The sequence below is a fragment of the Leucobacter triazinivorans genome, assembly GCF_004208635.1.
GTDB classification, from domain to species: domain Bacteria; phylum Actinomycetota; class Actinomycetes; order Actinomycetales; family Microbacteriaceae; genus Leucobacter; species Leucobacter triazinivorans.
On record NZ_CP035806.1, the window covers coordinates 1,352,603 to 1,376,319 of the forward strand.

Genomic DNA, 23,717 nt, shown 5'->3' on the forward strand with positions numbered 1-23,717 from the left:
CGGTCATGCTCAAGAAGCTCCTCACCGCCCTCGCCGCAGCCGTCGTCTGCTTCGGCCCTGCGATCGTGCTCCTGTCCGTCGCTGTCCTCGCCAACCCCGCTGTTGCCGCGTGCGCGCCGGGGTCGTTGATCGTGGGGCCGATCCCGGACTCGTTGACCGCGACCGCTCGCAACGGGGAGACGGTGACGCTGAACCGTCAGCAACTCACCCACGCGGCGACGATCATCACCACAGGCTCGCAAACCGATGGTGTCGGACGACCTGGCGTGGTGATCGCGTTGATGGCGGCGCTCACGGAGTCGCATCTGCGGATGCTCGCCAACACCGGCACCTACCCCGAATCCGCGAACTACCCCAACGACGGGGATGCCTCCGATCACGACTCCCTCGGCCTGTTCCAGATGCGCCCACAGGCCGGGTGGGGCACGGTCGCTGAGCTCATGGACCCGAACTACCAGGCCCGCGCGTTCTACGGCGGACCCACCGGACCCAACTACCCCTCACCGCGCGGCCTGCTCGACATCCCCGGATGGCAGCAACTCGACCCCGGTGAAGCCGCGCAAGCGGTGGAGGTATCGGCGTACCCGGACCGGTATCAGAACTATCAGCCGGTCGCCGAAGCGATCCTCACGGCCCTCACAAAGCCGACCTCGTCGGGCGGTGGTGGTGAGTTGGTGGTGCCGGAGACCACGCGGGTGGTGTTCCCGTTGCCGGAGGGCACCTGGGTGCGCACCAGCCCGTTCGGGTGGCGCACCGACCCGATCACCTTCGAGACCGCGTTCCACTCCGGCAGCGACTACGGCGCCGCAGACGGCACCCCGATCTTCGCCGTCGCAGACGGGATCGTCACCCACGCCGAATACACCGGCAACTGGGGCGGGCTGATCATCATCGAACACACCGTCGGTGGAGAACGCATCGCGTCCTACTACGCGCATATGTGGGAGCACGGCATCCACGTCACCGAAGGCATGACCATCACCGCAGGACAACACATCGGCGACGTCGGCTCGTCCGGGAAGTCCACCGGCCCCCACCTCCACCTCGAAATCCGGCCCGGCGGCACCGGTCAGCCCGCGATCGACGCCGACCAATGGCTCACCGACCAAGGAGCCGAAGGCATCACCGGCAGCAACACCTCACGCGCAACCTGCACCCTGAACGGAGATGGACGCTGATGGACGTGTTCCCCGACTTCGGCGGCGTCGGAGCCGCCGACGACCTCCGCACCGTGATCGGCGCGCTGTTGATGTTCGTGCTCATCATCGCGGTGCTCATGCTGATCGTCTCCGCGATCGTCTGGGCCATCGCCTCATCGACCGGTAACGCTCACACCGCGACCAAAGCCCGCCTCGGAGCGTGGGTTGCTCTCGGGGCCGCCGCTCTCGCTGGGGCCGGGGTTGCGTGGGTCAACTTTCTCCTCGGCGTCGGCGAAAGGTTGTAGGTGCCGCTCTTGCTCGTCGGCTGATTCCGACGTTCACGATCAAGGAGAAAGTAGGGATCGTGAAGGCTGAGCAGCGACGTGGCTGATCACTTCCGGACTTTTTTCAAGCAGAGCGGCCATTGTTCGATATCTCGCAACGAATCCATCGGCATCAACAGTTGGGTTCGCGCTCTTCCAGCTGGCCATCGCTTCGTTGAAGTCTCGCCGAATGGACTTCGATACTCCCGGCAGGTAGCTCTCAGCCAACCGGTCTTCGAGCAGGTTCCACAACTCGAAGTATCGGTGTTCAAGGTCGCCGGCTTTCTTCGCAAGTCCGTCCGGGTCGTCGTAGACCCCGAAGTGCATCATCCGACGGCGACTGTGAGGGATTGACTCGATCTTGGCTTGCGCTTGTTCCATCTCGTCTTTCGCCTGCACCAAAGTCTCGATGTCTCGGTCGAGAAGTTGAGGGACTGGGGGCAGTGCAATCTCGTGAAGAGGAAGAGCAGTGCGCTGAACGGCAGCGATGACGTTTGGTCGCACGGCGAGCGAAAGGACGCCTGTTGCTTCGTGGACATTGAGGTATCGGACAGCATCGAGGTCATCTCGGTCGAGCTCAGCAGTTGTGAGCTGGGCTGCGTCATCGTGGTTCTCGTCTCGATAGCCCGAGTTGATTCGTCCGGGAAGGATTCGGATCGCGACGCGGTAGAGGTAGAACTGCTCCCCGCCATCGTGCTCATCGTGCATACGCCGGAGCATGTTTTCGATTGCTGTCTCGTAGGTGCCAAGATGTAGCGCCTTCGTTGTGTGAAACGAGACATAGTGATCCCGGTTCATCGGGTGATGGTCTGCCTGTTCCATGTCTTCAACGAAGCGGCGGGCATAGTCCGTCGAAGGCCAGTCTGCCTCGGTGCTGGTGTGGTACCAGGCGAAGCGGGCAACAGCGTCGTCATCGAGCGCAGGATCGTTCGGATCCCGGAGAGCGGCGACAGCGATTCCAAAGTGGATGTTGGCTCCGCAGTGTGAGCACTTCATGTGTGCGCCATCTGCTTCGGCGAAATAGTCCTCCGCAGATAGAACCGAGACTTCTCCGCAGGCACAGTTCATCGCATAGCCGTAGTTGAAGCCGTCGCTCCGCTCGGTAAGTGGTGTCCTGTCGGGATTCTCCATCCAACACAGCGTATCGAGGGGCCTGTGGTGCACCTGGCTGGCAAGTCCGCCTCGGTGGCGGTGTGAGCTGAAGGAGCACCCCTGTGATTGATATTGATCCGAACGGTACCGGGCTTCCCGGTATCGAGCAGTTGCGCATCATCGTCGGCGCGGTCATGACCGTCGGTCTGATCCTCTCCGTTCTCGCCTTGATCGTCTCCGCGATCGTGTGGGGCTTTGGCGCGAACAGCAGCAACCCGCACCTCGCGTCGCGCGGGAAGGTCGGGGTGCTCGTGTCCTGTGGGGCAGCGATCATTTGCGGGGCGTCGGTGACGCTCATCAACTTCTTCTGGGGCGTCGGCCAAGCCGTCTAGCCCCCATCGTTCGCGCGGGAAGGAGGATGCGATGAGTGTGTGTGATGTGCCGGTGATCTCGGCCGTGTGCGACACCGTCGGACAAGGAGCGGCGACGTTGATCGCGGCCCCGTTCGACTGGCTCGCCCAAGCCATGGGCGGCGCTGCCGCATGGCTGTTCGAGGCAGTGTGGGCGGTGTTCGACACCACCACCCTCGTCGACGTCGCTGACGAGGGCTACATCGGTGTCTACAACATCTTGTTCGGGGTAGCGGTGTTCGTGGTGCTGATCTTCTTCTGTCTGCAACTGATCACCGGCCTCATCCACCGCGACCCCACCGCCCTCACCCGCGCCGCCCTGGGGGCTGCGAAAAGCATCCTCGGCTCGTTCGTCGCGATCGGCCTCACCGGCCTCCTCCTGGAGATCACTGATCAGCTCGCGGTCGGGATCGTGCAGGCGACCGGGAACACGATGGAATCCATCGGCGACCGCATCACGCTCCTTGCCGCGGGGTTCGCGGGGATCAACATCGCTGCCCCCGGTGTGGGGGCGATCGTGACGATCTTTCTCGCAGGGCTCGCCATATCGGCGGCGGCGATCGTGTGGTTCTCGCTCCTGATCCGCAAAGCACTCCTGCTGGTCGCGATCGTGTTCGCCCCCATCGCCCTGGCCGGGTTCTCGTGGGATGCGACCAAGGCATGGTTCGGGAAGTGGGCGACCTTCGTGATCGCCCTGATCCTCTCCAAACTCGTCCTCGTGGTGATCTTCCTCGTCGCCATCACCCAAGTCAGTGCGCCCATCGAACTCGATCTTGCGTCGATCAGCGACCCCATCGCCGGAGTCGTGCTCATGTTCATTGCTGCGTTCGCCCCGTACATGACCTATAAGTTCGTCACGTTCATCGGGTTCGATATGTACCACTCGATGAGCGCCGAACAAGAAGCCAAATCCGCCCTCAACCGCCCCGTCCCCGTCCCATCCGCACCGAAGAGCGACGGCGCGAAGAAGGTGCTCGACGGAGCCGGCGACACCCCCACGGGTGGTGGCAAGGGCGGCGGCGCAGCACCGGCAGGCGGCGCAGTACCAGCCTCAACCGCTGCGCCTGCCGCAGGAAGCGGCGGCGCGACTGCGGGTGGAAGCGCCGGTGCGGCTGCAGGTGGCGCGAGTGGTGGAGCCGGCGCTGCGGGTGGCGGGGCCGGCGCGGGGGCCGCGGCTGCGGGGCCTGCCGCTGCGGTCGTGGTGGGTGCGCAGGTCGCGAAGGCTGCCGCGACCGCGGGACCGAAACTCGGCGGTGCCGTCAGTGGCGCAGCAGAAGGCCACGCGGCGGGCGCGGGCGAGACGGTGCAACCCGCACCGGCACCGAACCCGGCACCGACCGCGCCTACGAGGCCGGCGCCCTCGGTGCCGCCGGCGAAGTCATCGCCACCGCCTGCACCGTCTCCGAAGCCGTCCGTCGGGAAGGGATAGTCGATGTCGTCTCAACAGTCTACGAGCGGTGCGGAGTTTGGGTTGCGGGCGGTGCAGTTCTCCCGCCTCACCCGCCGCGGCATCCTCCTGGGCCTCTCCCTCCCGCAACTGATCGTCCTCGCCACCGGTGTCCTCTCCATCGTCGGCGCCCTCTACGCCGGCGGCGGCATCCTCCTAGCCTGGACCGCACCTATCTGGCTGCTGTGCGCAGCGCTCGCCTGGACCCCGGTCGGCGGACGGAAACTGATCGAGTGGGTGCCCGTCACCTTCCGCTGGGTCGCCCGCACCCAGAAGCGGCAGACCGTGTTCCGGCGACGCGTGGTCAAGCCTCGTCCCGCCGGGACGCTGGCGTTGCCGGGTGATGCGGCGGCTTTGCGGGAGTGGGAGGACCCGGAGACGGGCGCGGCGATGGTCCACGACCCCCACCAGCAGACCCTCACCGCGATCGTCGGCGTCTCACACCCCGCGTTCGTGCTCCTCGACCCGGGCGAGCAGGAACGCCGCGTCGCCACCTGGGGGCGGGTGCTTGCCACCACCTGCCGCTCCGGACGGATCGCGCGCCTCCAAGTGTGCGAACGCACCCTCCCCGACGGCGGCTCCGGGCTCGTGGAGTGGTGGCAGCGCCACGGCCACGACGACGGCTCCTGGACCTCGACCGTGTATCGGGAACTCATCGACCGTGCCGGGCCCGCCGGGGAACGCCACGCCACCACCATCAGCCTCGCCCTCGACCTCAAGGCCGCAGCACGGCAGGTCCGCACAAATGGCGGCGGCATGAAAGGCGCAGCCGCCGTCCTCCGCCAAGAAATGACGACCCTAGTGACCGCGTTGCGGGCGGCAGAGCTCACCGTCACTGGGTGGCTCACCCCCGCCCAGGTCGCGGTGATCCTCCGCTCCGCCTACGACCCCGCAACCGCCGCGATCCTCGAACGCCACACCGACATCGGCCGAACGCTCGCCACCGCTGGCCCCGTCGCGGTCACGGAGTCGTGGGGTCGGCTGCGCTCGGACTCCGCGCATCACGCGGTGTTGTGGGTGTCGGAGTGGCCGAGGTCGCAAGTGTATCCGGGGTTCCTCGCGCCGGTGCTGCTGTCGTCGGGGATTCAGCGGGCGTTCTCGCTGGTGTTTACGCCGATCCGGTCGGATCAGGCGGCACGGGACATCAGGAGGAAGAAGACCGAGCTGATCTCGGACGCGGCGCAGCGGCAGAAGATGGGGCAGATCGAAGACGCCTCCCAGACCGCCGAATACGGTGACGTGCTGCAACAAGAAGCCGACCTCACCGCCGGTCACGGCGTCCTCCGCTACACCGGCCTCATCAGCGTCAGCGCCCCCACCCCGGAAGAACTCGACACCGCCGTCGCCGCGATCGAACAAGCCGCCATCCAAGCACCCTGCGAGACCCGCCGCCTCGTCGGACAGCAAGCGCAAGCCTTCACCGTCGCAGCTCTGCCGCTGTGCCGCACCGTCTGACAGGAGTGAGTGATGCCGACCTTCCAGAACCCCACCGCTGATGCTGCGGAAGCGTCCGAAGCGCTCCGCGGGCTCGCGCACGCAACCCGCGTGTTCGAGGACCCCGCCGACACCTACGCGGTGCTCGGTGATCTCCTCTCCGGGGTGAGGTCTCTGCGGCAGGTGCTCGACCAACTCGCCACCGTGCATGTCTCGAACCAGGTGCGTGCCTACGACGACGCCGGAAACCAGGGTGCCGGCGCAAGTCACGCTCTCACCGCCGCGGCCGACCTGCGCCAGGCGGCGGCACTGCTCGATGGTGTGCATGACCAGGTGGATGCGGCCATGGGCGTCTCTGGTCGCATCGCATGGCGGCCCGCACCCTCAACCCCAGCCCCTGCGCGGTGGGTCGGGATTGTGTTCCTACAGGGTCAGGACGCCGATAAGGTGCTGGCGATCATCGACCGCGACGGCACGGACGCGGCAATCGAGCACCTGACCGGGTTCGACAGAGGCGACGAGACCACGCAAGCAGCGCTGGTCAACGGATACATCTACGACGAACCCCCAACCGGACCCCTCGACCGAGTGATCGAGCAGGGCGGCTACGTGCTGACCTACAACCACGACCACGGACACGTCTCCCTGCACCGCACACACCCCGAAGTGCGAGAACTCGACACACCGCCGGCGAAGGCAAAGACGGCGGCCCCGCCGAGAGCTCGTCGCACCGTGCCGTCCGTTGAAGAGGATGAGGACTGGTTCGTTCCCTCGCAGGCGTCGTCGCCGTCTCGGGGGCGAGCGCTGTGAGTGACCGGCAGAAGCTCCATACGGCGGCGCTGGTCGAACCCGCCGGGGAACGCCGCAAACACCGGAAGGCGCGCAAGCACGCCGCCGCGAACATCGAAGCGGCCGCCCGCAAGGCGGATCAGGCCCAGGAACGCGCACGGTTGGCGGCAGAGCGTGCCGAGCGGCGCAACACCACCTACCTGCCCGCCGCGGGCGAGCCGGGTCCTGCGGCGCTCAGGACGCCGGGGAGGTTTCGTCTTCCGCGGCATCAGGACACGTCCGCGACGCTCGCGGGCGCGTACCCGTTCCTCGCAGAAGGCGGCCTCGGCGCCGACGGAGTATTCATCGGGCAGGACCTCTACTCCGGCGGGTCATTCGTGTACGACCCCTGGACCCTCTACGCCCGCGGCATCATCACCGCACCCAACATCGTTCTCGCAGGGATCGTCGGCTCCGGCAAATCCTCCCTCGCCAAATCCCTCTACACGCGGTCGATCCCGTTCGGACGCCGCGTCTACGTCCCCGGCGACCCGAAAGGCGAACACACTGCCGTCGCCGAAGCCGTCGGCGGGAGAGCGATCGTCCTCGGTCACGGGCTCCGGAACCGTCTCAACCCGCTCGATGAAGGCCACCGCACCTCCGGGACCAGCGACGCGGAATGGGCGGCACAAGTTGCCTCACGTCGTCGTGAACTCATCGGTGCGTTGGCGGAGACGGTGTTGGATCGGGTGCTGTCACCGTTGGAGCACACCGCGATCGACCTCGCCCTCCAAGACACCGTTCGCTCGTCGGAGGTGCCGATCCTGCCGATGGTCGTCGACCGCATCCTGAAACCGGAACCTGCAACCGATACCGATGGGCGGCTCGCCGAAGACGGCAGGCTCGTCGGCCACGCACTCCGACGCCTCGTCGCCGGCGACCTCGCGGGATTGTTCGATGGGCCTTCGACGGTGCGGTTCGACCCATCCCTCCCGATGGTGAGCCTTGATCTGTCACGGGTCGCGGAGAACTCGACACTGATCTCGGTGCTGATGACTTGCTCTTCGGCGTGGATGGAGTCAGCGCTGATGGACCCAAACGGTGGACATCGGTGGGTGATCTACGACGAAGCGTGGCGACTCATGGCCTACCCGGCCTTGCTGCGGAGGATGGATGCGCAATGGCGGCTCGCGCGGCATTACGGGATCGCGAACATGCTGATCTTCCATAAGCTCACCGACCTCGACAACGTCGGCGACCAAGGGTCCGCGATGCGCGCCCTCGCGAACTCGCTGCTGGCGAATGCGGAGACGCGGATCATCTACCGGCAAGAACCCGACCAACTCGGTGCTACTGCTGCCGCTCTCGGGCTGACCGGCACCGAACAGAAACTCCTCCCAGGGCTCGGCAGCGGGCAGGGGCTGTGGCGGATCAAGGAACGCAGTTTCGTCGTACAGCATCAGCTCCACCCGGCGGAGCTGGCTGCGTTCGACACCACCGCCCGGATGAAGGGCGTTCCCCGTAAGTTCAGGATTTCTGAAGGCGATTCAGCGTGAAGATGCGGGTCGACGGGCCGCTGGAGTGCGCGTGAGGGTGCATGTTCGTGGAAGATGCACCCTCACCTCGTGCTTCTGCAGGGTCAGCTGTGGTGCGGCGTTCAACGAGGAGGGTGTCACGCCAGCGTCCGGCGTATGGCCCTGCTTCCATGCGGGCGATGCGTTCTCTCCGTCCGACGACGCGGAACCCGGCCCGCTCATGGAGGCGCAAGCTTGCGGTGTTCTCGGGGAAGATCGACGATTGGACCGTCCAGACCCCCACCTGGTCCGCGAGTTCGAGGAACGCGGTCAGGAGAGCTGAGCCGACTCCGTGCCCTGCAGCATCCGGGTGGATGTAGATGGAGTGCTCGACGACGCCCGCGTACACGGCCCGCGCCGAGACGGGTGAGGCGGCGGCCCACCCGAGAACCTGCCCCTCGGAGTCGACGGCGACGAGGCTGAGTTCCGGGCGTTTGCCGGTGGCGAAGGCGGCCCAGGTGTTGGGTGGAGCGGTTTCGAAGGTGGCGTGCCCGGTCGCGATCCCGGCCCGGTAGATGTTCTCGACCTCGGGCCAGTCAGCCTCGACCATCGGCCTGAATTGGAGCGACTCCATCAGGCCGTGAATGCTCGGGCTGCGTCGACAAGGGTGCCGGTCGTGGGCTGGTAGTACGCCCACTTGCCGCGCTGCTCACGGGTGACGAGCCCGGCCTCGACAAGGAGCTTCATGTGGTGCGACACGGTCGGCTGCGACAGCCCGACGGGTTCGGTGAGATCACACACGCACATCTCCCCGCTCGCACTCGCGGTGATGAGCGAGAACAGCTTGATCCGGTTCGGGTCGCCGAGCGCTTTGAACACCTTCGCGAGCTGCTGCGCGGTCGCGTCATCGACCATCGGATATGCCGCAGGGGCGCAGCACGGCCCCTGCGCGGGTGTCGTGTCAATCGTCGAGCGGAGAGCAGCCATGCTTCCATTCTGCCTCACGTATTGACAGATGTCGATGCGTTCGGCAGGCTTGTCACATCGAAGAACATCAATGCATGGAGGTTGATATGGATTCCGTCGTCGTCATCGGCGCGGGCCCGCAGGGACTCGCGGCGGCCGCGCACCTGCTCGAGCGCGGCCTGAACCCGCTCATCCTGGAAGCCGGCACTGGGCCGGCCTCGGCGGTGGCCGAATGGGGGCACGTGCGGCTGTTCTCGCCGTGGACGGAGCTCACCGATGCGGCGTCGCGACGCCTGCTGGAACCCACCGGCTGGATGGCGCCCACTCAGGGGTATCCGACCGGCGCGCAGTGGATCGAGCAGTACCTCGCGCCGCTCGCGGAGACCCTCGGTCATCGCATCCGGTATGGGGCGCGGGTGATCGGCGTGGGGCGCAAGGGCCGCGATCTCTCGGTTGATGCGGGACGCGCTGAGCAGCCCTTCATCGTGCACGTCGAGCCCGCGGACAGCAGCGAGGAGCGGATCGAAGCACGCGCCGTGATCGACGCCTCGGGCACCTGGCGGACGCCCAGTCCCGCCGGCGCCGACGGGCTTCCCGCCCTCGGCGAGCGTGCAGCGATCGAGGCAGGCCTCATGGAGCACCGCATGCCCGCGATCGAGGATGCCAGTGCGCTGGCGGGTCAGCATGTCGTGGTGGTCGGCAACGGGCACTCAGCGGCGACCACGATCGGGATCCTGTCCAGGGTGGCCAAGCGCGAACCCGGAACACGGATCAGCTGGGTGCTGCGCCGCGGCACGGTCGGCAACACCTTCGGCGGCGGCAGCGCCGACGAACTGCCCGAGCGCGGCGCGCTGGGCCAGCGCGCGAAGAAGGCCGTCGAAGACGGCCTCGTGGACCTCGTCACCGGGTTCCGCACTGAACAGGTCGTCATCGACGGCGGCCAGGCAGTACTGGTTGCAGAGGACGGCCGACAGCTCGCGCCTGCGGCGCGGGTGTTCGTCGCCACAGGGTTCCGCCCCGACCTATCCTTCCTCTCCGAGATCCGTCTCGACCTCGACATGCGCCTGCAGGCCCCGACGCGCATCGCCGCGGAGGTCGACCCAAACGTGCACTCCTGCGGCTCCGTCCGGGCCACCGGCGCGGCCGACCTCGAGCAGCCCGAGCCGGGGTTCTACATCGTGGGCGCGAAGTCCTACGGACGCGCGCCGACCTTCCTCGCCCTGACCGGCTTCGAGCAGGTACGCAGCGTCGTCGCCGCGATCGCCGGAGACCGCGAAGCCGCCGAGCGCGTGGAGCTCGCCCTGCCCGACACGGGCGTGTGCGGAGGCTCCGGCCTCTTCGACGCGCCCGACGAGCAGTCCGCGGCCGGGCCCTGCTGCGCGCCTGCGCCACAGCTCATCCAGCTGGGGGCACCACCCCTGGTCCGCTGATACCCAAATAGTCAGCATTCGCTGTATGATCAGTGAATGCTGACCATTGCTTCACGCCTCGACGTCATGAACCGGCTCGGCCGGGCCATGGCGGACCCGACGCGCTCCCGGATTCTGATGACCCTGCTCGACGGGCCGAGCTACCCGGCCGTGCTCTCGCGCGAGCTGGAACTGACCCGCTCGAACGTGTCGAACCACCTGACATGCCTGCGCGACTGCGGGATCGTGGTCGCGGAGCCAGAGGGGCGGCAGACGCGTTACGAGATCGCGGACCCGCACCTGGCGGCGGCGCTGACCGCTTTGGTGGACGTGACGCTCGCGGTGGACGAGCACGCGCCTTGCATGGATGCCCAGTGCACCGTGCCGGGCTGCTGCGGGACGGGAGCAGGCGCATGAGCACTGCGTGCGGCTGCGAGCACGACGAGCCCGAGACCGCGGACGCCGAAGAAGCCGAGGAGGCGGAGCGTCCTTGGTGGCGGGACCGCGGGATCATGGTCCCAGTCTTCTCCGGCACCGCCTTCCTGACCGGCCTGGTCCTGGAGTGATCCGGGCTCGAGATCCCGGCGCTGGTGGCGTTCTGGATCGGTTTGCTGCTGGGGGCGTCAACGTTCACGCCGGGCGCGATCCGGAAGCTGTTCACGGGCAAGCTCGGCATCGGCCTGCTGATGACGATCAGCGCGGTCGGCGCGGTGATCCTCGGCTATGTCGAGGAAGCCGCAGCTTTGGCGTTCCTCTACTCGATCGCCGAGGCGCTGGAGGACAAGGCGATGGACCGCGCCCGCGGCGGGCTGCGGGCATTGCTCAAGCTCGTCCCCGAGACTGCGACCATCCGCCACGACGGAACAGCCGTCGAAGTCCCGGCGAAGGATCTCCATGTAGGTCAGCTGATGCTGGTGCGGCCGGGCGAGCGGATCGCGACCGACGGGATCGTCCGCACGGGGCGCTCCAGCCTGGACACCTCCGCGATCACCGGGGAGTCGATCCCGGTCGAGGTCGAGCCCGGCGACGCCGTGTCGGCGGGTGCCATCAACACCGCCGGGGCGCTGGAGGTCGAGACGACCGCGGCGGGCACCGACAACTCGCTGACCACGATCGTCGAGCTCGTGGAGCAGGCGCAGGCCGAGAAGGGCGACCGCGCCCGCCTCGCCGACCGCATCGCCCGGCCATTGGTGCCCGGCGTGCTGATCCTCGCCGCGCTCGTGGCAACCCTCGGGTCGCTGCTCGGCGACCCGGAGCTGTGGATCACCCGCGCCCTCGTGGTGCTGGTGGCGGCGTCGCCCTGCGCGCTGGCGATCTCCGTGCCACTGACAGTGGTCGCCGCGATCGGGTCGGCGAGCAAGTTCGGCGTGATCATCAAGTCCGGGGCCGTGTTCGAACGATTCGGCGTGATCCGCCACGTCGCCGTCGACAAGACCGGCACCCTGACCCGCAACGAGCCCGCCGTCACCGCCGTCCTCACCGCCGACGGGATCACCGATGCGCGGGCGCTTGCCTGGGCGGCCGCGCTGGAGCAGCACAGCACCCACCCGCTCGCGGCCGCGATTACCGCGGCCGCTCCAGATGCCCCTGCGGCCGAGGGCGTGGCGGAGCAGGCCGGGCACGGCATCGAGGGCAAGCTCGACGGCGCGCGGATCACGGTCGGCAGCCCCCGCTGGCTGGACGCCGGGTCGCTCGGCGACCAGGTGGCAGGCCTGGAAGAGCAGGGCATGACGGTCGTGATCGTCCACCGCGACGACGTCCCGGTTGCCGCGATCGGCGTCCGCGACGAGCTGCGCCCCGAGGTCCCCGAGGTCGTGCGCACCCTCGCGACCCAGGGCATCGGGATGACGATGCTCACCGGCGACAACGCCCGCACCGCACGTGCCCTCGCTGCGGAGGCCGGGATCGAGGACGTCCGCGCCGAGCTGCGCCCCGAGGACAAGGCCACCGCGATCAGCGAACTCGGTAAGAAGAACGGCTCGGTCGCGATGATCGGCGACGGCATCAACGACGCACCCGCCCTGGCCGCCGCAGACATCGGCATCGCGATGGGCGCGACCGGCTCCGATGCCGCGATCGAGTCGGCCGACGTGGCGTTCACCGGCCATGACCTGCGGCTGCTGCCGCGCGCGTTCGACCACGCCCGTCGGGGGCGGCACATCATCAACCAGAACATCATCCTGTCGCTGCTGATCATCACCGCCCTGCTCCCGCTCGCCCTGTTCGGCGTCCTGGGGCTCGCAGCGGTGGTCCTGGTGCACGAGATCGCCGAGGTCGTCGTCATCCTCAACGGCCTGCGCGCCGCCCGGACTCGGAAGGAGCCGACCGCATGAAGGTCGAACTGCTGCACATCGTCGACTGCCCGAACACAGCTGTCGCTGAGGAGCACGCGCGCGCCGCCCTGGACGCTCTCGGGCTCGCGGACGTGCCCGTCGAGCTGGTGACGATTCGAACCGAGGCCGAGGCGGCGGATGCTCCGTTCGGAGGCTCGCCCACGATCCTCGTCGACGGCGTCGACCTGTTCCCCACGGCCCCGGTTCGCTCGCTCGCGTGCCGGGTCTACGCGACAGGAAGCGGGTACGCCGGAGCGCCCACGCAGGAGCAGATCGAAGCAGCGCTGCGAGGCGCATCCCGGTAGAGCGAGAACGACCGGTGACGCGATCACTGGGTCACACCTCACGGCAAAGCGGTGTTCGCCGCGTGGATCGAGAACCCGGAAACAAAGCGGAGGGGGTAGGGCCGCTGGCCTCTACCCCCTCCGCTGCTCGCAGTCCCTCAGACGAGCAGTTCGGCGAGGAGGGTTTCGACGCGGCCCTTGATGTCGTCGCGGATCGGCCGCACCGACTCGATGCCCTGACCGGCGGGATCGTCGAGCTTCCAGTCTTCGTACCGCTTGCCCGGGAAGAACGGGCAGGCATCGCCGCAGCCCATCGTGATCACCACGTCGGAGTCCTGCACCGCTTCGGTGGTGAGCACCTTGGGCTGTTCGGCGGTGATGTCGATGCCCTCTTCGCGCATCGCCTCGACCGCGACGGGGTTGATCTGGTCGGCGGGCATGGATCCGGCGGAGCGGACCTCGACGCGGTCGCCCGCGAGCTCGCGGAGCCAGCCTGCGGCCATCTGGGAGCGGCCGGCGTTGTGGACGCAGACGAAGAGGACGGAGGGCTTCTGGTCGGTCATGGTTTTCGCATCTTTCAGTCGGTGAGGGTGGCGAGGAGGCCGCGGACGCGGCCCTCGATGTCGTGGCGTATCGCTTCGACCCCCTCGGGCGAGGCCAGCGCAGGGTCGCCCACGGCCCAGTCCTCGTAGCGGACGCCGGGGATGATCGGGCAGACGTCGCCGCAGCCCATGGTGACCACCACGTCGGCCGCGCGTACGGCGTCGTCGGTGAGGGGCTTCGGGAACGCCGTCTCGGCCTCCTGCTCGCCTTCGATCTCGGTGAGCAGGGAGCGCACGTGCGGGTGCACATCCGAGGCAGGGGTGGAGCCCGCGGAGCGCGCGATCACGCGGCCGTCGGCGAGCTGGTTGACGATCGCGGCGGCGAGTTGGGAGCGGCCCGCGTTCTGCACGCACACGAACAACACCCGCGGCACCCCGGCCGAGCGGTCCCGCGTCAGGTCGGTGAGGCGCTGCCGGGCGAACCGTTCGGTCAGCGGGATCATGTGCGCCGTCAGTTTGGCCGAACGGACCAGGCCGGCGTAGGACTCGCGGACGATCGCGATCACGAGTTCTCGGTTCAGCCCGGTCAGCTCGTCGGCGAGCTCTTCGGCGAGCCGCGTCACGCGGGCGTCCATCTGCTGCAGGGCCGCGACCCGTGCTGCGGTGTCCTCGGGCTCGTCCGTTGTGGCCGCGGCGGGGGCGAACGCGTCGAGGAGGGCCGCGACGGCGCGCTGCTTGCCCGGCGCGATGCGGTAGTACACCCAGGTGCCGCGCCGCTCGGACAGCAGCATCCCGGTCTCTTTCAGCACCTTCAGGTGGTGGGAGACGGTCGGCTGGGACACGTCGGCGAGCTCGGCGAGGTCGCATACGCAGGACTCGCCGCGCGGGTCGGTCGCGATCGCGGAGAGCATCCGCAGCCGCAGCGGGTCAGCGAGCGCCTTCAGCGCCCCGGCCACGGTCGTGGCGGCCTCGGTGCCGATGGCGTGCGCCGTGGACGGCGCGCACGCGTCGGCGTCAGAGATGACGGTCGTGTCGGTCATGACGTCCTCGATTCGGTGGCGTAGGGGTCGGTGTGGAACCAGGCCTTCGGGGTCTGATGTCGGTTATGTTGACTCGGGTTTCTCTTCACGCCGCGAGTGCGACGCTGCCTACATTAACAACTTCAAACTCCACTGGGGTAAGTCTCCCTAGCCTGCGCTGGCGACGCTTCCGGTGATACTTCCCCTCAACCCAAGAAACAATCGCCAAACGAAGCTCTTCCCGGGTCTCCCACACCTTCCGATCTAGAACATTCTTCTGCAAAAGCGAGAAGAAACTTTCCATCGCCGCGTTATCCCCAGCAGCACCCACGCGCCCCATCGAGCCCTGCAACTGGTGCCGACGTAACGCCGATTGGAAGCTCTGGGAACGAAATTGACCGCCTCTGTCTGAGTGCACCACCGTCCCGACCGGACGACCGCGCTGCATGACCGCGTTCTCAAGCGCCCCCACCGCAAGCGATGCCTGCATGCGTGGCCCGATTGAGTAGCCGACGACTTTGTTAGACCAGACGTCTTTCACCGCGCACATGTACAGGCGACCCTCGTTCGTCCATTGCTCTGTAATGTCGGTCAACCACAACCGGTTCGGGCCCTGGGCGGTGAACTGGCGCTCGACGAGATCGTCACCCACCGGAGCACCAGCACGACTGGCACGGCCCTTCCGCTTCGTGATCACTGATCGAATGCCTGCCTGTTTGCACAGCCGCCACACACGCCGTTCAGTGACGGCATAGCCGAGGCCCTGCATCTCGTCAGCGAGGAACCGGTACCCAAACTCGGGATCTTCAGCATGAAGCGTACGCAGCACCCCGATGAGATGCCGATCATCAGCTTCGCGTTTCGAAACTGGCTGCTTTACCCACTGGTAGTACGCCTGTTTCGAAAACCCGAGTACCCGACACGCCACCACGACAGGCACCCGGATCGGGGCGTCCTTCGCGGCCAGTTCTTGGACGAGCGGGAACACTATTTTGGGGGCGTGATATGAATCTGCGACAAATACGCTGCTGCCCGCCTAAGCACTTCGTTCTCCTGCTCGAGGAGCCTATTGCGGCGTATCAACTCACGAATCTGCGCATCCTCCGCCGCGGTCACGTCTTTCGTCACGGGTAGGCCAGCATCACGCCGTTCAGCATCAGCCACCCATTTCGACAGCGCCGACTTTGAGACTCCAAGATCTCGTCCGACTTCTCGTTGTGTCGCACCCTGCCGCACTAACGCGACCGCGTCTTTTTTGAACTCCTCCGAGTATTTCGCCATGGTTCTATCCTCCCAGCCAGCACGTTCAGAACTGGCGGACAAGAGTCAACCAAACCGACATCAGACCCTCGCGGCCCAGAGCGAGACGTAGACCAGGCCCACGAGCACCGGCACCTCGATGAGCGGGCCGACGACCCCGGCCAAGGCCTGGCCGGATGCCGCGCCGAAGGTGCCGATCGCGACCGCGATCGCGAGCTCGAAGTTGTTGCCCGCCGCAGTGAACGCGAGCGTCGTCGACCGTGCATACCCCAGGCCGAGCCCCTTGCCGAGCAGGATGCCGGCGAACCACATCAGTGCGAAGTAGACCAGCAGCGGCAGCGCGATCCTGGCGACGTCCATCGGGCGCGAGGTGACCTGCTCGCCCTGCAGCGCGAACAGCAGCACGATCGTGAACAGCAGCCCGTACAACGCCCACGGCCCGATCACGGGGAGGAACTTCTCCTCGTACCAGTCGCGCCCCTTGCGCTTCTCGCCGACGAAACGGGACGCGAAGCCCGCGGCGAGCGGAATACCGAGGAACACGAGCACATTCAGCGCGATCTGCCAGACCGAGACATCCAGACCCTGCGCGTCCAGTCCCAGCCAGCCCGGCAGCACGGTCAGGTAGAACCAGCCCAGCACCGAGAACATCACGACCTGGAAGACGGAGTTGATCGCGACCAGCACCGCGGTCGCTTCCCGGTCACCGCACGCGAGGTCGTTCCAGATCACGACCATCGCGATGCAGCGGGCGAGTCCGACGATGATCAGCCCGGTCCGGTACTCCGGCAGGTCCGGCAGGAAGATCCAGGCGAGCGCGAACATCACCGCGGGCCCCACGAGCCAGTTCAGCACGAGCGAGGAGAGGAGCAGCTTCTTGTCCCCGGTGACGGCGGCGACCCTGTCGTAGCGGACCTTCGCGAGCACCGGGTACATCATCACCAGCAGGCCCAGCCCGATGGGGATCGAGATTCCGCCGACCTCCATCGCGGAGAGCGCGTCCGAGAGCGCGGGCACGAAGCGTCCGAGCAGGAGGCCCGCGACCATGGCGAGGCCGATCCAAAGCGGCAGCCACTTGTCGAGAGTGGAGAGCCGCTTCGGGGCGGTGCGGGTCAGGGTGTCGGTCATGCGAGCAGCTCCTCGATCTTCGCGGCGTAGACGGGCTTCGGGTGCGCGCCGATCAGCACGTCCACGCGCTCCCCGTTCCGGTAGAAGCCGAGGGTCGGGATCGAGGTCACCCCGGCCGCGGTCACGGTCTCGGGGTTCTGGTCGGCGTCGACCTTCACGATCCTCACCCGGCCCGCGTACTCGCCGGCGAGCTGGTCCAGGATCGGGGCGATCGCCCTGCACGGGCCGCACCAGGTCGCCCAAATGTCGACCACGACAGGCAGCTCGGACTCGAGCACCTCCGCCCGGAAAGTAGCGTCGGTGACAGGGATGACGGTGCTCATGCGGAGACCTCCAAAGCAAGCTCGGAAACGGTGGCGGGTGCGAGGTTCGACAGGTAGTGCTGGGCGTCCTGCGCGGCCGCGCAGCCGGTGCCCGCGGCGGTGATCGCCTGCCGGTACGTGTGATCGACGAGATCCCCGGCCGCGAACACCCCGGCCAGGTTCGTCCGCGTCGACGGGTGCGCGACCCGCACGTACCCGTCCGCGTCGGTGTCGACCTGCCCGGTCACGAGCTCGGAGCGCGGGTCGTGCCCGATCGCGACGAACACCCCCGTCGCGTCGAGCGTGCGCTCGGCCCCGGTGACGGTGTCGCGCAGCGTGAGCCCGGTGACCTGCTCGTCGCCGAGGATCGCGGCGACCTCGCTGTTCCAGGCGACCTCGATCTTCGGGTCGTCGAGCACGCGCTGCGCCATGATCCTCGACGCGCGGAACTCGTCCCGGCGGTGCACCACGGTCACCTTCGATGCGAACCGGGTGAGGAACAGGGCCTCCTCCATCGCGGAGTCCCCGCCGCCGACCACGACGATCTCCTGCTCCCGGAAGAAGAACCCGTCGCAGGTCGCGCACCACGACACACCGTGCCCGGACAGGCGCTCCTCCTCGGGAAGGCCGAGCTTGCGGTACGCGGAACCCATCGTCAGGATCACCGCCCGCGCCCGATACGTCGCCCCGGCACCGGTCTCGATGGTCTTCACGTCGCCGTCGAGTTCGAGGCGGACCGCGTCGTCGTAGACGATCTCGGCGCCGAACCGCTCGGCCTGTGCCCGCATCGACTCCATCAGCTCCGGGCCCTGCACGCCGTCGACGAAGCCCGGGAAGTTCTCCACCTCGGTCGTCGTCATCAGCGCACCGCCCGCGGTCACCGAGCCCGCGATCACGACCGGCGCGAGGCCCGCACGGGCGGCGTAGACCGCCGCGGTGTACCCCGCAGGACCGGACCCGACGATGAGTAGTTCGACCTCTTTAATAGACATGCATCTATATTGACGCATGTCGAAGCAAGCGGCAAGTCTGCGCAGCGCATCTGGGCGGGTGTTTGCCGAAGATTCATCTCCCGCGGCGCCTACGCACTGTCGGCCATGATGTTCTGTGGTCCCGTGCTGGTGTGGGAGTAGCCAAGTGCGGTCTCGACGCTGATGCCGAAGAGGTCACAGATGCGCCTGACGTCGCCGCCGGTCTGCTCGACTTCGTAGAGAATCCGGTCGGTGCGGAGTGCTTGCGCGGTCACGCCGGCTTTCTTCCAGGGGAAGTTCCGGCTGGGCGGTGAGAGACGGGGTGCGGTCTGGGTGGTGACGAGCATGTAGGGGTTCTTCGTCTCGGGCCAGCGTTTGGCTCGGTGATCGAGCCAGGCGGCCAGGCGGACAAGAACGGGCTTGGCGAGCGGGATGAAGCGGCCATCGGGCATCCGCAGACGTCCGTCGATGATGTCGGTGAGCTTGATGTGCTGCACTTGCGAAGTCATCAGAGCGTGGAAGGCGACGAGGGAGACGGCCAGCGCGATCGCGGGGTCGGGATTGGTGAGCGCGTCGCGGATCGCGGTGGGTTCCATCGGCAGCGGGAGGTTGCGTCTGGGGCCGCGCAGCGGAATCGCTTTCGTCGGGACGGTGAAGACCAGCTTGCGACCGTGCAGGATCGTGAACAGGCTGCGGAAGCCGAGCATCATGGCGTGACGGCGCGAGGGGTCGTCAGGAAGGGCGGCGAGGATGTCTTCGGTGCTGATCCCGGCGAGGCTGGTGCGGCCTTCTTCGACCCAGCGAGTGATCGCGGGGAGGATGCCGTACATCTGGCCCTTGACGGTCATCGTGTCGCGGGGCTGACGGCGCGGCGGAGTCTTGGAACCGTCGACCATGATGTCTCGCCAGAGCTCGAGCTGGGATCGCATCGGCTCGGGCAGTGCGTGGGTCTTGCGTTCGAAGAGCTTGGTGAACGAGGGCACCCGGTCGTCAGTGAGGAGCCCGGCGTCTTCGAGGACTTCGATGGTGGAGCGGATGTTGCTGCCGTCGTCGTAGCGGCGCATCGAGAGGATGTCGGAGGCGCGGAAGCGCAGATTCGCGCCGGGGAACACGAGTTGCAGGACTTTCAGGGTGCGCCTGACCTGGTTGGTCTGGCGCTTGCTCCATGCGTACTCTCGGGCTCGGGGGTAGAGGAAGTGGTCGGTGCGGCTGGTGATGTCGCGCAGCCTGATCTCGTTGGAGCGCTGCCGGAGACGTTCGGGGTCGGGGTCGATATGGAACAGCACCGGTTGGTGGCTGGCCGGTTCCGGCGGCGGGGTGCTGATGACCTTGAGCGCTTCGCGGATGCTCATCGCCATCGGCAGGTGGAGTTCCGCGGGCTGACGGGAGTCGTTCACCGAGGCGAGGAAGAGCTGCTGGCCGTACTTGCGTGCCGTGTCGAGGTCGAGCGGTTCGCCGAGTCTCTGGTGGTAGCGGGCGGTTTCCAGGCAGAGCCGGCAGTAGCCCTGTTCACCGATAGTGACCTCGCGGTGGCAGGAGATGCACTCACCTTGCGGGTAGTGGGTGAACCACCAGCGGCACTTCCAGCACCGCCAGTTGTGCCTGCGGTAGACGCCCCAGGCGAGGCAGTCGCGGCAGGAGCCGATGAAGCCGGGGCTGCCGGGGTGGCAGTGAGCGCAGAGGCCTTGGCTGTAATACTCGGCCGATCCGCACTTGCTACAGGCCGGCGGTGTGAACGGGCCGCCGGGGATGCAGTCGTAGCAGAAGTCGATTCGGGGTGTGAGCCACGCGGCCGGCTTGACCCCGCACGCGGTGCAGGGCAGCGGCGGACTCAGGGGTCCGTTCGGGCCGCGTGCCGGGCTCATAGCGGCGGGGCGGGCCGATCGTTCTTCGGGCCGAACCGGGGCGTGACGATGCTCGTGTTCCCGTTAGCTTCTTCCCGTTCGCGGGCGCCGGGCTTGCGGGCGCGGACCTTCTCGGGTTCGGGTACGAGGAGATCGGTCGGCTCGCAGCCGAGGACATGGCAGATGACGTCGAGGTCGTCCAGCCGGATCGTGGTTGGGGTGCCCGTCCACAGCCCCGACATCTTGCCCTGGCTGATCTCTAGCCCGGCGTCGGCGAGCATCCGCCGTAGCTCCGTCGACTTCCAGATGCCGCGCTCGGCGGCCTGGACTCGCAAGTTCCATTTCATCGCGCGGTCATCCCTTCGAATCGGTCTTCCAGCCGTTGGTTCGCTTGCATCCACGAGTTCTCTACGTGCTCGCCCGGGACGTGGATGTACTGCGTCGTGGTCGAGAGCCACTGATGGCCCAGCAGCTCTTGCAGCGCCTTCAGATCCATACCCGCCAGATACAGAGAAGACGCGCAGTAGTGCCGGAGCACATGCGGCGTCATTCGCCCGTCGGCCCAGGCAGGCAGGAACCGCTCAGTGGCTCGGGCCAGGCCTCGTCGGAGCACGTCATCGCTGGCCCGCCAGGAACGGCCGAGTTCGTGATCGAACCGTTCCGACGGGATCATCGGGGCATCCGGGTTGTCCCAATCGGGTCCGAACCGGTGTCGCACATCGCCGAGCCACCAGTCGATGAGCTTGTCCGCCCCGTTGATCGCGGGCACCAGGCGCTGCTTCGACCCGCGTCCGCGCGAGCCTTTGCCGAACCGGACATGCAGCTTGCCCAGCGCCCCGAGATCGGGCCGCCAATCACGGAGGTCGAGCTTCGTGCCCTCGGTGATGCGCACCCCGACCCTGCGCCAGAGCGACGCAGCGAAGTAGTTCCGGGCAGCGGGCAGGTAGCGTCGCTCGTCTTGAAGTGAGGCCGCCCAGCCGCCGAACAGCCGCTCAATCTCCGCGTCCGAGGGCGGCACCCTGACCTTGCCGAGCGACGACCCGGACTGCCGGTTGTACTCGTCGACGGGCTGCTCGATCACCCACTCGGTGAGCGCATGGATGTCGCCTTGATAGCGGGCGATAGCGAAGTCGTAGAACTGCGCGATCGCGCCCGCCTTGCCGGCTCTGGTCGTGACGGCCAGCCCTGCTCGACGTAGCCCGGCCAGGAAAGCGTCCGCGTCAGAAGGCTTGGCCTGCCAGACCGGGGCGTCGAGATGGTGACGGAACTCAAAGACGACCGCCCTGGACTGCGCGATGTACCCGTCACTGAGTCCAGCGGCAGCCATCGCGAGAGCGTGCTGATCGATGATCTCCTGCTCGAAGTCCGCAGCATCTTCCTCGGACCGCCAACCCCTGGCAGTTCCGATGCTCCGCACCGCGGCGAGCTTCATCGCCCCGCAGCTTCACGAATCGTGACCATGCATCAAGAATACAGCGAATTCGTCAGGATTTTGTGATGGATTGTCGAGAATCGTGACGGCTGTGGAGTCCAGCCTGGGGGCTGGGAAGACGCACCTGGCGGGCATGAAACTCAGTCAAGAAGATGCGGGTCTAGAGACAGAAAGTTGAGGTCAGGTGCGGTTAGCGTGAGTCGCAGCCAGGAAGTGCGCGAACAGGGATGGCGTCCTCGGGCAGTGCGTCGGCGCCCATGACCTTCCAATCCTCGCCGAGCACACCGTGGAAGCCAAAGAGGCAGACGATCGCGATCCATCGTTTGATGGCATCGGCCACGGTGTGACGGAGTGCCTTTTCGAAGGGTGCGAACTCTGCACCATTCTGTGTTCGTAGATAGTGGTCAGTCAGCGCGGCGTCGCCGTCGATAGCGGCGCGTTCGACTTCCTCCCACATCTCCCAAGAGGAACGGGAATGAACATCACCGCCCCTGATCTGATCGAGGTGGTGGTAACGACCCGCATCCGCATAGTTTCGGAGAGCTTTGATCGTTGCAGCCCAAACCGGGTCGTTATCGAGCGTGCAGACCCAGCTGTCCAGGAGCTTCTGGTGGTCCCAGCCTCCTACCATCACGGCTTCTCTTATCGTCTTGCGTAGGCGCTCGTCCATTTCGTCCAAGGCGTGGCCCCACCCCTGGCGAGTGGAGCCCATGTTCCTTGGCCAGCCTTCGCCGCGGGAGACTGCGGCGGTACCGAGTGCGAGCTTCATGAGCCTTTCGACGCCGATCGAGTACGTCGCGAGTACGGCGTCGATGTCTCTTTCCAGCGTCCCATCCTGCCTGAGGAGGCGATCGGCAGAAGCAAGAACTCTGCGCGCCGATGTGATTTCAGGCAGGAGGCCGTTCAGCCATTGTTGGCTGCTGAACTCCGACCCTTGCGCCATAGCAACCAGCCTACGCATCCGACACTTCTCGCCCGAGGCACCGGACCGGATGCAATGTCGGGCGCGCACCTATTCCTCGACTAATTCGTCACGACCGAGGGAGCAGAACCGATGGGCACGATCAACGAGTTGGCTGCGGATGAGCGCACGGCGAGGATCATCCTCGCCATTGCCTCCGAGCCAGGAGACGCCGTCACGGGGCGGATGATCCGCACCGTCGGCGCCACCGAAACTGTCGCGCGAGCCATCGGAGCGGAGGTTCCGGTGGGGCCGGATGGTGATACTTGGCAGCGGCGTCTCGCACCACGTATCGACGCTGCACAGACTGAGCGGGTGATCGCGGATGCTGAGCGTCACGGGATGCGGGTGCTGATCCCTGGCGATGCGCACTGGCCGTCCGGGATCGACGCGCTCGGAGATCGTGCACCGTTCGCACTGTGGGCGAGAGGCGACACCGAACTGCTGACGGAACCCGTCTGGGAACGGCTCACGATCACTGGGGCGCGAGCCTCGACCGGGTACGGGGAGCACGTCACGGCGGAGCTGGTGCAGTCCGCGGTGGACGAGGGCCATCGGGTGTTCTCCGGTGGCGCGTACGGGATCGACGGGGCCGCGCACCGTGCCGCACTCGCGTCCGGCGGCCCGACGGTCGCGGTGCTGGCTGGCGGGCTCGACCGGCTCTACCCGGCCGGGCACACCGATCTGCTCACTCGCGTCAGCAAGCAGGGGCTGTTGTTGTCGGAGTTGCCGCCGGGGGCGGCGCCGACGAAGTGGCGGTTTCTGCAACGCGGCCGCCTCCTCGCCGCCCTTTCCGGCACCGTGATCGTCGCGGAGGCGGGATACCGTTCGGGCACTCTGCATACCGCCGCCCGGGCGGTCGAGATCGGCCGCCCGGTGGGTGCGGTGCCGGGGCCGGTGACGAGTGCGGCATCGGCGGGGTGTCACCGGCTCCTGCGCGATGGTCTCGCCACGGTGATTACCGGTTACGACGACATTCGCGAACTGCTGTCCACGGTTCGTGACGGGGCGCATCGTCGGGTGCGTGAGCGGGCGGGGCTCGAGAACGATCCCCTCGACACCGACCCGCCCGGTGCCCGGCGGAACGGGCGCGGTATGGGGTTGTGAGGGCAGTGGTGCACCTGGTGTGAAGGCGACCG

At 67.1% G+C, this 23,717-nt stretch carries 24 protein-coding genes and 1 pseudogene; 12 read left to right on the forward strand and 13 right to left on the reverse strand.

Going from position 1 to position 23,717, the window contains the following annotated elements; all coding sequences use genetic code 11:
* Positions 1-5: 5 nt before the first annotated feature.
* Both EVS81_RS06165 and EVS81_RS06170 read left to right on the forward strand, forming a co-directional pair.
* Positions 6-1,178: a M23 family metallopeptidase gene (locus EVS81_RS06165; RefSeq protein WP_130109612.1), complete on the forward strand. Its 1,173-nt coding sequence runs from the start codon at positions 6-8 to the stop codon at positions 1,176-1,178.
* Positions 1,178-1,444, forward strand: a complete 267-nt coding sequence (locus EVS81_RS06170; protein WP_130109613.1) for a DUF6112 family protein — start codon at positions 1,178-1,180, stop codon at positions 1,442-1,444. Before EVS81_RS06165 ends, EVS81_RS06170 begins: the two co-directional genes overlap by 1 nt.
* Positions 1,445-1,483: 39 nt before the next feature.
* On the opposite strand, the gene EVS81_RS06175 is transcribed toward EVS81_RS06170, so the two are convergent.
* Entirely contained in the window at positions 1,484-2,593 is a 1,110-nt protein-coding gene (locus EVS81_RS06175; protein WP_130109614.1) for a hypothetical protein, read from the reverse strand.
* An 83-nt stretch (positions 2,594-2,676) separates the two neighbouring features.
* Here EVS81_RS06175 and EVS81_RS06180 point away from each other — a divergent pair, with 83 nt between their 5' ends.
* The 5 genes from EVS81_RS06180 to EVS81_RS06200 are packed head-to-tail and all read left to right on the forward strand — an operon-like array spanning position 2,677 to position 8,169.
* A complete protein-coding gene (locus EVS81_RS06180; RefSeq protein ID WP_024355940.1) occupies positions 2,677-2,946 on the forward strand; it encodes a DUF6112 family protein in 270 nt (89 codons plus the stop codon).
* A 31-nt stretch (positions 2,947-2,977) separates the two neighbouring features.
* On the forward strand, positions 2,978-4,393 hold the full coding sequence (locus tag EVS81_RS06185; protein WP_130109615.1) for a conjugal transfer protein TrbL: 1,416 nt from the start codon (positions 2,978-2,980) through the stop codon (positions 4,391-4,393).
* A gap of 3 nt (positions 4,394-4,396) precedes the next feature.
* Positions 4,397-5,866 (forward strand): SCO6880 family protein, encoded by a 1,470-nt coding sequence (locus tag EVS81_RS06190; RefSeq protein ID WP_130109616.1) that lies wholly within the window; start codon positions 4,397-4,399, stop codon positions 5,864-5,866.
* A gap of 12 nt (positions 5,867-5,878) precedes the next feature.
* A complete protein-coding gene (locus tag EVS81_RS06195; RefSeq protein WP_130109617.1) occupies positions 5,879-6,655 on the forward strand; it encodes a hypothetical protein in 777 nt (258 codons plus the stop codon).
* Positions 6,652-8,169, forward strand: a complete 1,518-nt coding sequence (locus EVS81_RS06200) for an ATP-binding protein (RefSeq protein WP_130109618.1) — start codon at positions 6,652-6,654, stop codon at positions 8,167-8,169. The genes EVS81_RS06195 and EVS81_RS06200 overlap by 4 nt, the downstream gene beginning before the upstream one ends.
* Here EVS81_RS06200 and EVS81_RS06205 read toward each other — a convergent pair.
* Both EVS81_RS06205 and EVS81_RS06210 read right to left on the reverse strand, forming a co-directional pair.
* On the reverse strand, positions 8,141-8,737 hold the full coding sequence (locus EVS81_RS06205) for a GNAT family N-acetyltransferase (protein WP_338034666.1): 597 nt from the start codon (positions 8,735-8,737) through the stop codon (positions 8,141-8,143). The genes EVS81_RS06200 and EVS81_RS06205 overlap by 29 nt on opposite strands.
* 23 nt (positions 8,738-8,760) lie before the next feature.
* On the reverse strand, positions 8,761-9,114 hold the full coding sequence (locus EVS81_RS06210) for an ArsR/SmtB family transcription factor (RefSeq protein WP_130109620.1): 354 nt from the start codon (positions 9,112-9,114) through the stop codon (positions 8,761-8,763).
* 86 nt (positions 9,115-9,200) lie between these two features.
* Here EVS81_RS06210 and EVS81_RS06215 point away from each other — a divergent pair, with 86 nt between their 5' ends.
* From EVS81_RS06215 to EVS81_RS06230, 4 genes and pseudogenes are all read left to right on the forward strand, one after another.
* Positions 9,201-10,523 carry an NAD(P)-binding domain-containing protein gene (locus EVS81_RS06215; RefSeq protein ID WP_416447048.1) on the forward strand — a complete coding sequence of 441 codons (1,323 nt, stop codon included), beginning with the start codon at positions 9,201-9,203 and terminating at the stop codon, positions 10,521-10,523.
* Positions 10,524-10,559: 36 nt separating this feature from the next.
* Positions 10,560-10,919, forward strand: a complete 360-nt coding sequence (cmtR, locus tag EVS81_RS06220) for a Cd(II)/Pb(II)-sensing metalloregulatory transcriptional regulator CmtR (RefSeq protein WP_130109622.1) — start codon at positions 10,560-10,562, stop codon at positions 10,917-10,919.
* A pseudogene (locus EVS81_RS06225) lies at positions 10,916-12,835 on the forward strand (heavy metal translocating P-type ATPase). The gene cmtR and the pseudogene EVS81_RS06225 overlap by 4 nt, the downstream one beginning before the upstream one ends.
* Entirely contained in the window at positions 12,832-13,140 is a 309-nt protein-coding gene (locus EVS81_RS06230) for a hypothetical protein (protein WP_130109623.1), read from the forward strand. Before EVS81_RS06225 ends, EVS81_RS06230 begins: the two are co-directional and overlap by 4 nt.
* Positions 13,141-13,277: 137 nt before the next feature.
* Here EVS81_RS06230 and EVS81_RS06235 read toward each other — a convergent pair whose 3' ends face one another.
* From EVS81_RS06235 to EVS81_RS06280, 10 genes are all read right to left on the reverse strand, one after another.
* Positions 13,278-13,682, reverse strand: a complete 405-nt coding sequence (locus EVS81_RS06235) for an arsenate reductase ArsC (protein WP_130109624.1) — start codon at positions 13,680-13,682, stop codon at positions 13,278-13,280.
* Between the two features lie 14 nt (positions 13,683-13,696).
* Positions 13,697-14,701 carry a metalloregulator ArsR/SmtB family transcription factor gene (locus EVS81_RS06240; protein ID WP_130109625.1) on the reverse strand — a complete coding sequence of 335 codons (1,005 nt, stop codon included), beginning with the start codon at positions 14,699-14,701 and terminating at the stop codon, positions 13,697-13,699.
* A gap of 85 nt (positions 14,702-14,786) precedes the next feature.
* Positions 14,787-15,961, reverse strand: a protein-coding gene (locus EVS81_RS06245; RefSeq protein WP_130109015.1) for an IS3 family transposase whose coding sequence is annotated in 2 segments (ribosomal slippage) — positions 14,787-15,682 and positions 15,682-15,961 — 1,176 coding nt in all. Because the reading frame shifts where the segments join, the coding sequence is not laid out codon by codon here.
* Between the two features lie 60 nt (positions 15,962-16,021).
* Positions 16,022-17,068 (reverse strand): ACR3 family arsenite efflux transporter, encoded by a 1,047-nt coding sequence (gene arsB / locus EVS81_RS06250; RefSeq protein ID WP_130109626.1) that lies wholly within the window; start codon positions 17,066-17,068, stop codon positions 16,022-16,024.
* Positions 17,065-17,391 (reverse strand): thioredoxin, encoded by a 327-nt coding sequence (gene trxA / locus EVS81_RS06255; RefSeq protein ID WP_130109627.1) that lies wholly within the window; start codon positions 17,389-17,391, stop codon positions 17,065-17,067. The genes arsB and trxA overlap by 4 nt, the downstream gene beginning before the upstream one ends.
* Positions 17,388-18,362 carry a thioredoxin-disulfide reductase gene (trxB, locus tag EVS81_RS06260; protein ID WP_130109628.1) on the reverse strand — a complete coding sequence of 325 codons (975 nt, stop codon included), beginning with the start codon at positions 18,360-18,362 and terminating at the stop codon, positions 17,388-17,390. Before trxB ends, trxA begins: the two co-directional genes overlap by 4 nt.
* An 89-nt stretch (positions 18,363-18,451) precedes the next feature.
* Complete coding sequence (locus EVS81_RS06265; RefSeq protein ID WP_130109629.1) at positions 18,452-20,206, reverse strand: hypothetical protein; 1,755 nt, start codon at positions 20,204-20,206, stop codon at positions 18,452-18,454.
* Entirely contained in the window at positions 20,203-20,532 is a 330-nt protein-coding gene (locus EVS81_RS06270; protein WP_130109630.1) for a helix-turn-helix domain-containing protein, read from the reverse strand. The genes EVS81_RS06265 and EVS81_RS06270 overlap by 4 nt, the downstream gene beginning before the upstream one ends.
* Positions 20,529-21,617, reverse strand: coding sequence for a tyrosine-type recombinase/integrase (locus EVS81_RS06275; RefSeq protein ID WP_130109631.1), 1,089 nt, complete (start codon positions 21,615-21,617; stop codon positions 20,529-20,531). Before EVS81_RS06275 ends, EVS81_RS06270 begins: the two co-directional genes overlap by 4 nt.
* Positions 21,618-21,807: 190 nt before the next feature.
* The gene (locus EVS81_RS06280) at positions 21,808-22,560 is read right to left on the reverse strand and encodes a hypothetical protein (RefSeq protein WP_130109632.1); all 753 of its coding nucleotides are present in this window, start codon (positions 22,558-22,560) and stop codon (positions 21,808-21,810) included.
* A gap of 111 nt (positions 22,561-22,671) precedes the next feature.
* Between EVS81_RS06280 and dprA the strand changes: the two genes are divergently transcribed.
* Positions 22,672-23,685, forward strand: coding sequence for a DNA-processing protein DprA (dprA, locus tag EVS81_RS06285; protein WP_130109633.1), 1,014 nt, complete (start codon positions 22,672-22,674; stop codon positions 23,683-23,685).
* The last annotated feature ends 32 nt before the right edge of the window (positions 23,686-23,717 follow it).